The sequence below is a fragment of the Alloalcanivorax balearicus MACL04 genome (genome assembly GCF_025532145.1).
Taxonomy (GTDB): Bacteria; Pseudomonadota; Gammaproteobacteria; order Pseudomonadales; family Alcanivoracaceae; genus Alloalcanivorax; species Alloalcanivorax balearicus.
The window spans coordinates 17,957-32,171 of sequence record NZ_ARXS01000030.1; the positions used below are offsets into that span (position 1 = coordinate 17,957).

The following is a 14,215-nucleotide window of genomic DNA, read 5'->3' on the forward strand; positions in this document are numbered from 1 at the left end:
GGTCAGGCCAACAGCATATCCGGGGACGGCGTTACCCGCATCACTTCTTCCACCGTGGTGAACCCGGCGGCCACTTTCTGGGCGCCACTGATACGCAGAGGCTTCATGCCGCCCCGCACCGCCTCACGGGTAAGCGACTCGAGATCGCCGCCACGATTGACCAGGCTTTTTACCGGCGCCGCCAGCGGCATGGCCTCATACACCCCCATGCGCCCCAGATAGCCGGTGCCCCGGCACTCCAGACAGCCCACCGGCCGATACCAGCTTTCCGGCTGAGCCATCTTGAACGGCCGCACCAGTTCCCGCCAGGACGCCGCGTCCACCGCTTGCGGCGCCTTGCAATGCGGGCACAGGGTCCGCACCAACCGCTGGGCCATGACGCCGGTGACGGCGGCGGTGATCAGGTAAGGCGGCACACCGAGATCGGTGAGCCGCACAATCGACGAAGGCGCGTCATTGGTGTGCAGGGTGGACAGCACCAGGTGGCCGGTCAGCGCCGCCTGGATTGCCATTTCCGCCGTGGCCAGATCGCGAATCTCGCCGATCATGATGATGTCCGGGTCCTGCCGCAGCATCGCCCGCACCCCCTCGGCGAATCCGACGTCGATATTGGCCTGCACCTGCATCTGATTGAAGCTGGGTTCCACCATTTCGATGGGATCCTCGATGGTGCAGACATTGACCTCGCTGGTCGCCAGCTGCTTGAGCGTGGAATACAGGGTGGTGGTTTTACCGGAGCCGGTGGGCCCGGTGACGAAGACGATGCCGTGAGTGTGGCCGGTCATGGCCCGCCAGGCCTGGTGGTCCTCCTGGCTGAAGCCCATCTGCGCGAAGCTGCGCACCAGTACCTCCGGATCGAAGATCCGCATCACCATCTTCTCGCCAAAGGCGGTGGGCAACGTGGACAGCCGCAGCTCCACCTCATTGCCATCCGGTGTTTTGGTCTTGAGGCGCCCATCCTGAGGTTTGCGCTTCTCCGCCACGTTCAGCCGGGACAGGATCTTGAGGCGGCTGGTCACCGCCGCCATCACCGGCGCCGGCAATTCATACACGTCGTGCAGGACGCCGTCGATACGAAAACGCATGCGCCCGGTATCCCGGCGCGGCTCCAGATGAATGTCGCTGGCGCGCTGGGAAAAGGCGTACTGAAGGATCCAGTCGACGATGTTGACGATGTGCTGGTCATCAGCGTCCGGGCGACCGCGACCGACTTCCAGCAACTGCTCGAAATTGGTGATATCCGTGCCGCCTTGTCCACCGGAGCGGCGAGCCCCGGCGATGGAGCGGCTGAGATTGTAGAACTCGATGCGATAGCGGCGCAGTGCCTCCGGGTTCGCCAGTACCACCCGCACCGCCCGGTCCCCCAGCACCTGCTGCAGGTCCTCACGCCAGTCCAGCCGATAGGGCTGATCGCAGCCCACCACCACCGTATCCGCCGACACCTCCAGGGCCAGGATGCCGTGGCGTTCGGCGAAGGCGTAGCTCATCACTTCGGTGACCCGGTCCACTTCCACCTTGAGCGGGTCGATGTGATACAGGCTCAGACCGCTTTTTTTTGCCAGCCAGGCGGTGAGTACATCGATATCGAGAAGGGTGTGCTCATTCTGGCGGTCGGCCAGCCGATATTTCGCCACCACCTGCAGCGGATGCCAGCTCTGTTCACTGCTTTCCCGCGGCGTGGTGGAGATCACATTGTAGTCTTCCCGGGTCACGCGCTGCTCTTCGAGCAGTTCACGCATGATCCAGCGAACATCCAGCTCGAACGCCCGGACTGGACGAGCCGTGGTGGTGACACCGATCACTACTACCCCCAAAAGCCCATTTTTTAATTAAGAAGATACTATCACCCTTCAGAGGAATAGGCAGCGGCACTTCATGGAATAGGCAGCAGCGACGGTATCTACTATACTCGCGCCCACTTCAGTGACGATTCCGTGACAGGGTCCCTATGTCCTTTGGCAGCTCCATTGCCGGCCTTTTTGGCCGATCGCCGATACGCCCCCTGCAAAAGCATTACGACACCGTGCACGATTGCGCTTTGGGCCTGGGCGATTTCTTCTCCGCGGTCCGCGACGGCGATTGGGAGCGCGCCCGCGAAGCCCGCCAGCGCATCGCCCAATTGGAAAACCAGGCCGACGAGCTGAAGAAAGAGTTCCGCCTCAATCTGCCAAAAAGCCTGTTTCTGCCGGTGCCCCGCTCCGATCTGCTGGAACTGGTCAGCGTGCAGGACAAGGTGGCCAACAAGGCCAAGGACATCGCCGGCCTCATGCTCGGCCGGCAAATGACGCTCCCCCCCAGCCTCGCCGATAGCATGACCGACTATCTGCAAGGCGCCATCGATACTTCCGCCCAAGCCAAGAAGGCCATCAATGAACTGGACGAACTGGTGGAAACCGGCTTCAGCGGCCGGGAAATCCGTCTGGTGGAAGAGCTCATCGAGGAACTGGATCGCCTGGAACGGGCCAACGACGACCAGCAGGTGCAGATCCGCGCCCAGCTGTTCAAATTGGAATCCGGCTTGCCTCCGGTGGATGTGATGTTCCTATACAAGATCATCGACTGGATCGGTGACCTGGCCGACCGCGCCCAAAAGGTCGGCGGCCATCTTCAATTGTTGCTTGCCCGCTAGGGTCCGGCAGACCAGCAGAGGTTCCCTATGGAGTGGATGCTCGAACACAGCACCCTGATGCTGCTCATTGCCGGCGGCGCCGGTTTCTTCATGGCCCTGGGCGTGGGCGCCAATGACGTTGCCAATGCCATGGGCACGTCGGTGGGCGCGCGGGCCCTCACCGTCAAACAGGCGGTTCTGATCGCCATTGTTTTCGAGTTCGCCGGGGCCTACTTGGCTGGCGGTGAAGTCACCGCCACCATCCGCAAAGGCATCATTGATGCCGAGGTCTTCAACCAGACACCTCATTATCTGATCTACGGCATGCTCTCCGCCCTGCTCGCCGCCGGTATCTGGCTGGTGGTGGCCTCCTGGGCCGGCTGGCCGGTATCGACCACCCACTCCATCGTCGGCGCCATCGTTGGCTTCGCCGCGGTCGGCGTCGGCATGGATGCGGTCCATTGGGGGCAGGTGGGCTCCATTGTCGCCAGTTGGGTGACCTCGCCGTTGCTGGCGGGCTTCCTGTCCTTCGCCCTGATAAAGAGCGTGCAGAAACTGGTTCTCAACCATGACGACCCGTTCCAGCGGGCCAAGAAAGTGGTGCCGTTCTACATGTTCCTGGTGGGCTTCGTGATCACCAAGGTCACCCTGGTCAAAGGCCTCAAGCACGTCGGTCTGGAAATGAGTTTTGGTTCCAGCAGCCTGTGGGCCGTCGCCGGCGGGCTGGTGGTGGCGGGCCTGGGAGTCCTGTTTCTGAACCGGATTCATCCGGACCCGGAGGCCGACAAGGATTTTCGCTTCAGTTCCGTGGAGCGGGTCTTCGCGGTACTGATGATTTTTACTGCCTGCGCCATGGCGTTCGCCCACGGTTCCAACGATGTGGCCAACGCGGTGGGCCCGCTGGCGGCGATCAGCAGCGTGCTGGCCAACGGCGGTGTGATTGGCAAGGAGTCGATCATCCCCGGCTGGATTCTGCTGGTGGGCGCCATGGGCATCGTCTTCGGCCTGGCGGTACTCGGTGCGCGGGTGATGGCCACCGTGGGCACCAAAATCACCGAGCTGACCCCGAGCCGCGGCTTCGCCGCCGAACTGGGCGCCGCCACCACCGTGGTGCTGGCCTCCGGCACCGGCCTGCCCATCTCCACCACCCACACCCTGGTGGGCGCGGTGCTCGGTGTCGGCATGGCACGCGGCATCGGCTCGCTCAATCTGCGCGTAATCAGCACCATCTTCACCTCCTGGATCGTCACCCTGCCCGCCGGGGCATTGTTGTCGATCCTGTTCTTCTATTTCTTCAAGGGCCTCTTCGGGGCGTGAATTCGCTTACACGCCAGCACGCAAACACGCTAATTCGCCTCGAGGTCGGCGATCAGGTTTTAGGGGTTAGCGTGCAAGCGTGTTGCGTGTAAGCGTGCTTCGCCCCCTGGCGCCGCCCCGGCGGCGCTGGCTATACTGGCCCATCCCCTTGATTGGCCGAGAAAAACCGTGAGTACTACCGACCAGGTGAACTGGTTCCGCAACTCCTCTCCCTACATCAACGCGCATCGCGGCCGCACTTTCGTGGTGATGATGACCGGCGAGGTCCTGGACAGTCCGTTACTGCCTTCCCTGGTGCATGACCTGGCGCTGCTCAACACCCTTGGTGTTCGTCTGGTCCTGGTCCACGGGGCCCGGCCGCAGATCAGCCGGCGCCTTCATGCCGCCGGCCTGGAAACCCATTTCGAGCACCACACCCGGATCACCGACAGCGCCGCGCTGGAGGCGGTGATCGCCGCGGTGGGCGCACTGCGGCTGAAGCTGGAAGGCCTGTTCTCCATGGGGCTGGCGAACACCCCCATGCACAATGCCTCGATCCAGCTGATCAGCGGCAACTTTGTCATCGCCAAACCCAAGGGGGTGCGCGATGGATTTGACTACCAGCACACCGGCGAGGTGCGCCGCATCGAGGTGGGACCGATCCGTCGGCAAGTGGACGCCGGCAACGTGGTGCTGCTGTCACCTCTGGGCAGTTCCCCCACCGGCGAGCTGTTCAACCTGAATGCGGAGGAAGTGGCCTCCACCGCCGCCATCGCCCTGGCCGCCGACAAGCTGATCGTACTGGGCGATGGCGTTCGCATCGACGATGAGCAACAACGCATACTGCGCGAACTGACCCCGCAGGAAGCCGGGCGCCTGCTCGCCGACCAGCGCCTGCAGGACAGCGCCCTGGAACGGCATCTTACCGCTGCCTGTCACGCCGCCAGCAACGGTGTGGCACGTGCTCACCTGCTGGACGCCGGCGACGACGGCGTGCTGCTGAAAGAGCTGTTCACCCGTGACGGCTGCGGCACCATGGTCACGCGGGAGACTTACGAAACCCTGCGCGGCGCCCGCATCGAGGATGTCGGCGGCGTACTGGAACTGATCTCCCCGCTGGAGGCGGACGGCACCCTGGTGCGCCGCTCCCGGGAGCTGCTGGAAAGCGAGATACAACGCTTCCTGATCATCGAGCGGGACGGCATGGTGATCGCCTGCGCGGCGCTCTATCCCTTCCCCGATGAAAAAGTGGGCGAGCTGGCCTGCGTCGCCGTGCATCCGCAGTACCGCAGTGGCGAGCGCGGCATTCAGTTGTTGCGGCAATTGGAGCGGCGGGCGCGGGAGCAGGGCCTGGAACGGCTGTTCGTGCTCACCACCCATACCGCCCATTGGTTCCAGGAGCAGGGGTTCCAGCCGGCGGATGTGCACAGCCTGCCGGCGCAACGGCAGCAGCTGTACAACTGGCAGCGCAATTCCAAGGTGTTCGTCAAGACGCTCTGACCATGCCCAGTCCCCGGACCTCCGCCACCGGCACCGCGCCCGACAGCGCCGGCCTTCGCCTGCGCCATTTTCTGGAGCGTTTTTTCCAGCTGCACCAGCATGGCGATGACGCGGTGTTCCTGGCCCGCCTGCAACGGCTGCGGGCCACTCAGCGGCAGCGACTTGCCGATACCCACGCTGACCTGCTCGCCAATCAACAGCTGCAACCGGCTCTGACTTTCCTGCTGGATGACGTCTACGGCGGTAAGGATCTGCTGCCGGTGGCCACCGAGATTCGCCGCGCCCTGCCCAAGGCGCTGAAATTGCTGCCCGACCGGGTCATGGCCACCTCCGCCCTGGCCCTGGAAGCGGCGATTCTCACCCAGGAACTGGATGAGGCCCTGGTCCAGACACTGGGGGCGCGATTGGATCAGCCACTGGATCAGGCCGACTATGCCGACGGCTACCGCGATCTCGGCGACGACGGAGCGCGCCGGCAACAGATCACGCTGGTGGCGGAACTGGGGCCCCGGCTGGACCGCTACATCCGCTCACGCACCCTGCGGACCACCTTCCGGCTGGTGCGCAAACCCGCTCATGCGGCGGGCTTCTCGAACCTGTATGATTTCATCGACCGCAGTTTCCGGGTAATGAAACCGGTGCCCAGCGTGACCGCCCTGCTCGAGCGCGTGGCGGCCCGCGAGGACGCGATCATGACGCGCCTGTTCGCCCGGCACCCTTTTCCGTTCAAGGACATCCCATGACCGACGCCAACGACGACAAAGTAACCCACTTCGGCTACCAGCAGGTTCCCTGGCAGGAAAAACAGCAGCGGGTGGCGGGCGTGTTCCGTTCGGTGGCGGCCAAGTACGACGTCATGAACGATCTGATTTCATTGGGGAGCCACCGTATCCTCAAACGCATGACCATCGAACTGGCCGGGGTGCGCCCGGGCCAGCGGGTCCTTGATCTGGCCGGCGGCACCGGCGATCTGGCGATCAAATTCTCCCGTCTGGCTGGCGAAACCGGCCAGGTGGTACTGGCCGACATCAATGACGCCATGTTGGCGGTGGGCCGGGACCGGCTCTACGACGCGGGTTGCGGGCACAACACACAAGTGGCCCAGGTCAATGGTGAGCGCCTTCCTTTCGCCGACAATAGCTTCCACTGCGTGACCATCGCCTTTGGCCTGCGCAACATCACCGACAAGGACGCGGCCCTGCGCTCCATGCTTCGCGTGCTCAAACCCGGTGGCCGTCTGCTGGTACTGGAGTTCTCGCAGCCGGTGAACAAGCCCTTCGCCAAGCTGTATGACCTGTACTCCTTCGCGGTCTGGCCGCGGCTGGGCAAACTGGTGGTCAATGACGCCGACAGTTATCAGTACCTGGCCGAGTCGATCCGCATGCATCCGGACCAGGACACTTTACAGGGCATGATGGACGAGGCCGGCTTCGTGCGTACCGAATACTTCAACATGATCGGCGGCGTGGTGGCCCTGCACCGGGGGTTCAAAGCCTGATGTCGGATCCCGGACTGCTCTCCACCACCGCCGTAGCCGCCCTGGAGCGGGCCATCAACACGGCATTGCGCGGCGATCCGGTAACCGCCGCCGCGCTCCGCCAGCATGCCGGCCGGTTGCTGGCGGTACACAGCACTTTGCCGCGCACCTCGGTGTTTCTGCTGATCGTGGAGGACGGCGTCGAGCTGTACCTGCGCAGCGAAGCGGCGGCGGACGTCAGCGTCACCGGCAATCCGGTGGATCTGGCCGCGCTGCTGCTGGACTGGAAACGCCAGCCCAGCGCCATCGGCGGCCCGGTTCGCATCGAGGGCAATCGCGAGTTGCTGCAGTCCCTGCGCGAGCTGGCCCGCGACCTGCAACTGGACTGGGGCGCCATGCTGGAACCGGCGCTTGGCGGTGAATTGGCGCAGACTCTGCACCAGGGCGCCATGCGCCTGGGCGGCTGGGCCCGTGAGGCGTTTCGCCGCATCGGCGACCAGGTGGGCGACTACCTGGGCAACGAATCCGGCCTGCTGGCGCTGCGCCGGGAAGTGTACGAGTTCTACCAGGACGTGGATGAGCTGCGCGGTGATGTGGACCGCCTGGAAGCCCGCGTTCAGCGTTTGTTATCAAGGAGTTCCACGCCCTGATGCCACCGTTTGCCCGTTTGTTCTCGGTCGCCCTGGTGGTGTGCCGCTATCGTCTGCTGTCCCTGCTTCCGGCGCATCCCATTCGCCCGTTGCTGGTCTTTCTGCAGTATCTGGTGCCAACCAGCTGGCGCGGTACCGGCGACCTCAGTGAAGGCGAACGTCTGCGTCTGGCGCTGGAGGAGTTGGGGCCGATCTTCATCAAGTTCGGCCAGTTGATGGCCACGCGCCGGGACCTTCTGCCACCGGACTGGACCGACTCCCTGGCCCGTCTGCAGGATCAGGTAGCGCCCTTCGATGGCGGTGAAGCCCGGCAAAAGGTCCAGGCCAACCTGCCCAAACCCTTTGATCAGGTGTTCGCCACCTTCGACGAGCGGCCGTTGGCCGCCGCCTCGGTGGCCCAGGTGCATCCGGCCACCTTGCTGGATGGCCGTGAGGTGGTGGTCAAGGTGCTGCGCCCCGGTGTCGAAATGAGGGTGGAGCGGGACCTGCGGGTGATGGGCTTCGGCGCCCGGATACTGGAGAAACTCTGGGCCGATTCCCGCTATTTCCACCCGGTGCGGGTGGTGCGCGATTACCAGTCCGTGATCCGTGGCGAACTGGACCTGGAGCAGGAAGCCAGTAACAGCGAGACCATGCGCCGGCATTTCCTGTTCAGTTCCCTGCTGCACATCCCGGAAGTGCACCTGGATGTGTCCTCCCGTCAGGTGATGATCTCCGATCGCATTTACGGTATCCCAGTCAACGATATCGAGCGCATCAAGGCCGCCGGTATCGACCCTCGGGCCCTGGCCGAACGCGGTGTGGAAATCTTCTTCGCCCAGGTGTTCCGGCACAATTTCTTCCATGCCGACATGCACCCGGGCAATATTTTCGTCAATCCGGCCAACCCGGATCTGCCCCAATATATGGCGGTGGACTGCGCCATTGCCGGACGTCTGTCCCGCCATGACCTCAACGTGCTGGGGCGCATGGTACTGGCGGTGATGCGCGAGGATTACCCGATGCTGGTGGATCTGGTGATCCGGGCGGGATGGAGCAACGCCCCGATCGATCGCCACCGTTTCGAGCAGGAGGCCACCCAACTGCTGGCGCCGGTACGCTCCGCCTCCCTGGAACAGCTGGAATTCGCCCCGTTGATCCTGCGCCTGTTTGATCTGGCCCGGGAATATCATATCGAGGCGCCGGTACAATATGTGCTGTTGATGAAGACCCTGGTGCATATCGAGGGGCTGGGCCGCAGCATTTACCCGCAACTGGATATCTGGACCGTGGGACGGCCGTTGCTGGAAGCGTGGATGATGGAGGAATACGGCCCGGCCGCCACCCTCAACAAACTGCGCAATCGGCTGCCGGAATGGACCGCTCAATTGCCGGAAATGCCCGATCTGCTGCGTGACGCCCTGGAGAATCTGCGCGATCACCCGCAACGGCAACGGGACATGGAATTCCGCCTGGCACTAAACTTGCGACGCAATCGGCGCCGCGCCCTGGCAGGTATCGGCGGGGTGGCGCTGGGTCTGCTGGCCGGCATTGACGCGCTGCTGGTTGGCAGTGGCTGGGCCTGGCCCCTGGGCGGTGCCGGCGCCGTGTTGCTGGCGTGGTCGTTGCGCGCGTAGGTGAACCGGCCCGTACTTTGCTACACTGACGGGCCTGCACGGGAGACACCATGTCGGATATTCTTAACCAATTGCACCAAGTCCTGGAGGCCCGCAAAGGCGCGGACCCTGACAGCTCCTATGTGGCGAGTCTGTACCATAAGGGCCTGAACAAGATCCTGGAGAAAGTCGGCGAGGAAGCCGTGGAAACCCTGCTCGCGGCCCGGGACCTGGAAGCCGGCGGCGAGGCCCAGGCCTTGATCAGTGAAACCGCTGATCTGTGGTTTCATTCCATGGTCATGTTGGCCCACTTAGGATTGCACCCCGACCAAGTGCTGGCGGAACTGGAGCGTCGCTTCGGCCTGTCCGGGCACGAAGAAAAAGCCTCTCGAGGAGATTAATCATGTTTTCCGGTATCAGTATTTGGCAATTGCTCATCGTCCTGGCCATCGTGGTTCTGCTGTTCGGAACCAAAAAGCTGCGCAACATCGGCAACGATCTCGGCGGCGCGGTCAAGGGCTTCAAGGACTCCATGCGTGACGGAGAAAATGAGCAGGACCAGCAACGTCTGGCTGACGAGCAAAGCGAGACCACCCAGGAACAGAAAGAAAAGGACAAGGATCAGGTCTGACCTGAGCGGAGCCGCTAACCCATGTTCGATGTCGGCTTTTCCGAGCTGCTGCTGATTTTTGTCATCGCCCTGGTGGTGCTGGGCCCCGAGCGCCTGCCGAAAGCGGCCCGCACTCTGGGCTACTGGGTCGGCCGTGCCCGTTCCACCTTCAATAACCTGCGCAACGAGCTGGAACGTGAAGCGTTGAACATGGACATGCGTGAGCGCATGGAAAAACAGATGCGGGAAATGGGGCTGGACGAAGACAGCATCCGCAAGGCCAAGGACAGCCTGCTGTCCCCGCACGAAGTGGCCGAAGCCCGGCGCAAGCCGGAACCGGCAGCCCAGAGCGAGACCGATCTGAACGCCACGGAGGACACTCCCGCGCCTTCCGAGCCATCCTCTTCCCGCCCGGCGGAGAACAAGCCCGATGAATGACGAGCACCACGGCGATACCGCGCAACCGCTGGTAGCTCACCTTCTGGAACTGCGTAACCGTCTGCTACGGGCAGTGGTGGCGGTTCTGGTGGTGTTCCTGTGCCTGTTTTACTTTTCCCGGGAACTGTACACGCTGGTCGCCGCCCCCCTCATGCAGGCGATGCCCGAGGGCACCCACATGATCGCCACCGGTGTGGCCGCGCCCTTCCTGGCACCGTTCAAGCTGACGCTGTATCTGAGCATCTTCGTGGCGGTCCCGGTCATCCTGCACCAGGCCTGGGCCTTCGTGGCCCCGGGGCTCTACCGTCACGAAAAACGGCTGGCGATCCCATTGCTGATGAGCAGCGTTCTGCTGTTCTACGCCGGCGCCGCCTTCGCCTACTTCGTGGTCTTCCCGCTGATGTTCCAGTTCTTCACCTCGGTGGCCCCGGAAGGCGTGTCCGTATCCACCGACATCAGCAGTTATCTGGACTTCGTGCTGGCGCTGTTTCTGGCTTTCGGTGTCGCCTTCGAGTTGCCCATCGCCATCGTCCTGCTGATCGCCTCCGGCGCCACCACCGCCGCCAAGCTGTCCTCCTCACGAGCTTATGTGGTGGTGGCTTGTTTTGTGCTTGGCATGCTGCTGACACCACCGGACATTATCAGTCAGACCTTGCTCGCCCTGCCCATGTGGCTGCTGTTTGAAGTGGGGCTGATCTTCGGCCGGTTCGTCGAGAAGGAAAAAGTGCAACGGGAAGAGGAAGACGAGAGCGTTTCCGCCAAGGACGAGTGATCAGCGCCCCAGGCACGCCTTGTCGCGCAGGAAATCGACGATCCGGGCGCGAACCGCCGGATCCCTCGTTCCCTGCCCATGACCGCCACGCAGCGGCTGAAACAGCTTCGGCGCCTCGGCGGCATGGTACAGGCGCTCGCCCTGTGCATAGGGAATCACCGGATCTTCCCGGCTATGCAGAATCAGTAACGGGCGCGGTGCCAAAGCGGCAATGTTGTTTTCCGGATCCCAGTCGCGCGGTGGCAACGTCGGCACCACCAACCATTGCAACGGCCACAGCAACCAGCTGCGCCCCATTACATCCTTGGCAATGTCCCGATAGCTGGCGAAGGTGCCCTCGAACACCACGCACTGGACCTTGTCCTCATTGGCCGGCTGCGCCAGCACCCGGGTTCCCATGGCCGCCCCAAGACTCTGACCAAACAAAATAATCGGCTGGCCCTCGGCACGCCCGGAAGCCACCAACCAGTCAAGTCCCAGCTGGATGTCATCGAACACCTCCGGCAGCTCGGCGGAACCTTCCGACAAACCGTAGCCCCGGTAGTCCAGTAGCAGCACATTGAAACCCTGCTCCGGCATCCATTGCACGTTGGCCAGATGAGTGCTGATGTTCTCGCCATTACCGTGCAGGTAATAGACGGTGGCGATGCTGTCTCCACGGGCCGGCAGCCACCAGGCGTGCAGACGCAACCCGTCCGGCTGGATCAGAATCACGTCCTCATAATCCAGTCCCTGACGGGCCGGATTCTGCGCCCAGGGTTTCATCGGATAGAAAAATACGCCACTGCATCCGCTTACCAGCAACGGCACCAACAGCAGCATCAGTCGTAATACCATCGCCACTCCAGATTGAAACCGGTGTCGCTGTCACCACGCCAGCCTTCGCGTTCCAGGGAGGCGCGCAGACCATGCTGACGCCCCAGCGCGTAGTGAGCGCTGAGCCGGGAACGATGCCGGTATTCGTCGTTGGTAAAGTAATGCCCGGCACTGCTGAGTTGCCACTGCCAAGCGCCGGTGTTGTAAAGCAACCCGGCCTCGGCGCCCCCGCCCGGAGTAATCCAGGTGCTGAAAGCGCTGTTGTTTTCCGCCCGGGCGCTGAGCAGCATATAGGGTTGCCAGCCCTGCCAGCGCCAGCTGAGGCCGGCACCGCCCTGAACATACCGGGTCAGCCTGCGCCCTTGCGCCCAGGCCCGTTCCAGCCCGCCTTCCACATACCAGCTCAACGGCTTGGAGAAAGTGTCGCGGGGGCTCAGCGAGCGAATACTGACCAGGTCCAGACGTTCCAGTTTCACCGCCTGACTTTCAGTACTGCGCAAGGTAACACCCAGCCCCTCGATCTGCGCGCCGTCAAGAAAGCCTCGGCGGTTATCCAGCAGGTCATGGTAGGTCATCCGCCAGGTGAGCTGACCGTAATCGTCCGCGCCCCATTGGCCGCCGGAGACGCCCAGCATTTTGGTGCCATGCCCCTCTTCCGGGGGTCGCTGCGGCTGCACCCGAGGCGGTGTCGCCGTCGGCAGGCGGCTCATCAGGCCCAGCAAGGCGAAGGAGCGCTTGGCCACGTCCTCGGTACGTTCCTCCTTGCGATGGATAAACCGTACATGGCGGTAAGCGGTTTGCGCCATCAGCGCCTGCCGCGGCGGCGGGTAGGCCTGAAATTCCGCGCTTTGCGCCAAATCCGGATCATCGGCGAGACGGCGGGAGAGGCGCCGTTCCGCCACCGTCATCTCCGCCACCAGGGCTTCCAGCTCCTGCGCCTTGGACGGTCGATAATGGCGCTGTTCGATCAGGTCCTTATCGTCCAGAGCCCGCACCGTATTGACCGGCAGTTCGGCGAACCGCCATTTGTCCAGCAAGCCAGTGCCGGGCCGGGCCACTTCCACCAGTTCCAGCAGCCGGAACGAGCAATTCTCGTCGAAAAAGTAATAGTCGAAATTGATGTCCTTGAGTTCCCACAAATGCTCAATGACCCAATCAATCTCTTCCTGATTCAGGGTCAGGTCGTACTCCCAGATGTCCCGGTTTTCCATGTGGGAGTATTCCTGGATTTTCTGCACATAGGGCACCAGGGTGAAGCGCCCCGGATAGCCACCGGCCAGGCCACGGTATATGTAGAACAGGGAGTTGTCCTGCTCCGAGGTCATGGCGCCGAAATTGACCGCCCAGGACAGCCAGACCGTCCCGTCGCCGGTCTGATCCAGCCGTAACAAGGTGTGGCCGAACATGGAAGAAGGGCTGTTCAGATAGGCGGCGGGAAAGACCAGCACGGCCCGGTTCGCCTGAACCGATTGTCGCCATTCCATATACTCGTCGCAATGAGCGAAAGGCGCGCTCTCCTGCCCCCCACTCTCTTCCCAACCCAAGTGCTCGGCAAAAAAGCGATAGCGGGCCGGGAAACGGCAACGCTCCGGCGCCTGTGCCGGCCGCAACGCCTCAATGGAGGCATTCAGTTCCGCCAGCGGATCATCCTTGCCAGTGTCGGAGAGGAAAAAATTATCGTCGTCCACATAGCTGCGGTGGCGATCACGAAGGGTGGCGCCCGGATTAATATGCAGCAAGGCCTGCCAGCGTGGCTCCCGGGCAAGGTGCTCCCGGCTTTGCGCGGCGGCAACGGTATCGGACAGGATCAGGAACAGGCCCGCGAGGGCGCACAGAACTCCGGTGCGCATGGCACATCCTGGCAGGGAAAAAGAAAAGCGTGAAACGAGGGCCCCGCCGAAGCAGCGGGGCCGTCAAGCACTTATACGTACTTGGCCAGTTGTTGGTCCTGGCTCATTACCATATTGATTTGCTGCATCACTTCCGCGGCAGTAACGTCCTGGCTCGGGAAGATGGAGGCAAAGTTCTGATGCATAATGCTGTTGAAGTGAGCGCGATCTGACGCGTCCACACCGATGGAAACAGACAGCGCGGTCAGAGCTTCACCTTCACCCACCGCCATGTCCTGGGCCACTTCTTCCATCACGCCGTTCATACCCAGCAGACTTTCACCGCTGTAGGTCAGAGCGCCGTTGGTGTCACAACCGTTGGTGCCGGAAGTCATACCGAAAGTCGCGTTACCGGAGGTACCGTTGAAAGTGGTGGCCAGAATGTGCATCGGCAGGCCGGATTTGCCTTCGAACAACAGGTTACCCCAACCACAGCCCGGGCCACCCGGAGCCACGGCGTGAGCGGAGAAGGAAGCACCCATCAGTGCAGCAGCAAGAAGCGTTTTTTTCATCTTTGATCTCCTGATATTTTTTACCATCGTCCCTAAGGAACTTGCTTTGGCC

Annotated in this window: 15 protein-coding genes; 11 read left to right on the forward strand and 4 right to left on the reverse strand. The window is 62.7% G+C overall.

The genetic code is table 11. The features are described 5' to 3' along the window. Positions 1–2 precede the first annotated feature (2 nt). A complete protein-coding gene (locus MA04_RS18645; RefSeq protein ID WP_394356165.1) occupies positions 3–1,739 on the reverse strand; it encodes a GspE/PulE family protein in 1,737 nt (578 codons plus the stop codon). A 209-nt stretch (positions 1,740–1,948) separates the two neighbouring features. Here MA04_RS18645 and MA04_RS18650 point away from each other — a divergent pair, with 209 nt between their 5' ends. The 11 genes from MA04_RS18650 to tatC all read left to right on the forward strand — a co-directional run bounded on the left by MA04_RS18650 (position 1,949) and on the right by tatC (position 10,946). Further along, on the forward strand, positions 1,949–2,629 hold the full coding sequence (locus MA04_RS18650) for a TIGR00153 family protein (RefSeq protein WP_014993006.1): 681 nt from the start codon (positions 1,949–1,951) through the stop codon (positions 2,627–2,629). 27 nt (positions 2,630–2,656) lie between these two features. Next, positions 2,657–3,925 (forward strand): inorganic phosphate transporter, encoded by a 1,269-nt coding sequence (locus MA04_RS18655; protein ID WP_262462130.1) that lies wholly within the window; start codon positions 2,657–2,659, stop codon positions 3,923–3,925. Between the two features lie 168 nt (positions 3,926–4,093). Further along, positions 4,094–5,404: an amino-acid N-acetyltransferase gene (gene argA / locus MA04_RS18660; protein ID WP_163123091.1), complete on the forward strand. Its 1,311-nt coding sequence runs from the start codon at positions 4,094–4,096 to the stop codon at positions 5,402–5,404. Between the two features lie 2 nt (positions 5,405–5,406). Further along, positions 5,407–6,147, forward strand: a complete 741-nt coding sequence (locus MA04_RS18665; protein ID WP_163123088.1) for an FFLEELY motif protein — start codon at positions 5,407–5,409, stop codon at positions 6,145–6,147. Continuing rightward, positions 6,144–6,902 carry a bifunctional demethylmenaquinone methyltransferase/2-methoxy-6-polyprenyl-1,4-benzoquinol methylase UbiE gene (gene ubiE, locus MA04_RS18670; RefSeq protein WP_262462132.1) on the forward strand — a complete coding sequence of 253 codons (759 nt, stop codon included), beginning with the start codon at positions 6,144–6,146 and terminating at the stop codon, positions 6,900–6,902. The genes MA04_RS18665 and ubiE overlap by 4 nt, the downstream gene beginning before the upstream one ends. Then, the gene (locus MA04_RS18675; protein WP_262462134.1) at positions 6,902–7,531 is read left to right on the forward strand and encodes a ubiquinone biosynthesis accessory factor UbiJ; all 630 of its coding nucleotides are present in this window, start codon (positions 6,902–6,904) and stop codon (positions 7,529–7,531) included. The genes ubiE and MA04_RS18675 overlap by 1 nt, the downstream gene beginning before the upstream one ends. Continuing rightward, positions 7,531–9,147 carry an AarF/UbiB family protein gene (locus tag MA04_RS18680; protein WP_262462136.1) on the forward strand — a complete coding sequence of 539 codons (1,617 nt, stop codon included), beginning with the start codon at positions 7,531–7,533 and terminating at the stop codon, positions 9,145–9,147. The genes MA04_RS18675 and MA04_RS18680 overlap by 1 nt, the downstream gene beginning before the upstream one ends. A gap of 50 nt (positions 9,148–9,197) precedes the next feature. Then, on the forward strand, positions 9,198–9,527 hold the full coding sequence (locus MA04_RS18685; protein WP_022997172.1) for a phosphoribosyl-ATP diphosphatase: 330 nt from the start codon (positions 9,198–9,200) through the stop codon (positions 9,525–9,527). 2 nt (positions 9,528–9,529) lie between these two features. Further along, positions 9,530–9,757 carry a Sec-independent protein translocase subunit TatA gene (gene tatA / locus MA04_RS18690; RefSeq protein ID WP_163123076.1) on the forward strand — a complete coding sequence of 76 codons (228 nt, stop codon included), beginning with the start codon at positions 9,530–9,532 and terminating at the stop codon, positions 9,755–9,757. A 21-nt stretch (positions 9,758–9,778) separates the two neighbouring features. After that, positions 9,779–10,174: a Sec-independent protein translocase protein TatB gene (gene tatB, locus MA04_RS18695; protein ID WP_262462139.1), complete on the forward strand. Its 396-nt coding sequence runs from the start codon at positions 9,779–9,781 to the stop codon at positions 10,172–10,174. Beyond that, entirely contained in the window at positions 10,167–10,946 is a 780-nt protein-coding gene (tatC, locus tag MA04_RS18700; RefSeq protein WP_262462141.1) for a twin-arginine translocase subunit TatC, read from the forward strand. Before tatB ends, tatC begins: the two co-directional genes overlap by 8 nt. Here the strand turns inward: tatC and MA04_RS18705 are convergent, their stop codons facing one another. The 3 genes from MA04_RS18705 to MA04_RS18715 form a co-directional block, all read right to left on the reverse strand. Beyond that, positions 10,947–11,783: an alpha/beta hydrolase gene (locus tag MA04_RS18705; protein ID WP_262462142.1), complete on the reverse strand. Its 837-nt coding sequence runs from the start codon at positions 11,781–11,783 to the stop codon at positions 10,947–10,949. It lies immediately after the preceding gene. Then, positions 11,768–13,612 carry an Lnb N-terminal periplasmic domain-containing protein gene (locus MA04_RS18710; RefSeq protein ID WP_262462144.1) on the reverse strand — a complete coding sequence of 615 codons (1,845 nt, stop codon included), beginning with the start codon at positions 13,610–13,612 and terminating at the stop codon, positions 11,768–11,770. The genes MA04_RS18705 and MA04_RS18710 overlap by 16 nt, the downstream gene beginning before the upstream one ends. Positions 13,613–13,683: 71 nt before the next feature. After that, complete coding sequence (locus MA04_RS18715) at positions 13,684–14,163, reverse strand: DUF3015 domain-containing protein (protein WP_163123059.1); 480 nt, start codon at positions 14,161–14,163, stop codon at positions 13,684–13,686. Positions 14,164–14,215: the final 52 nt, after the last annotated feature.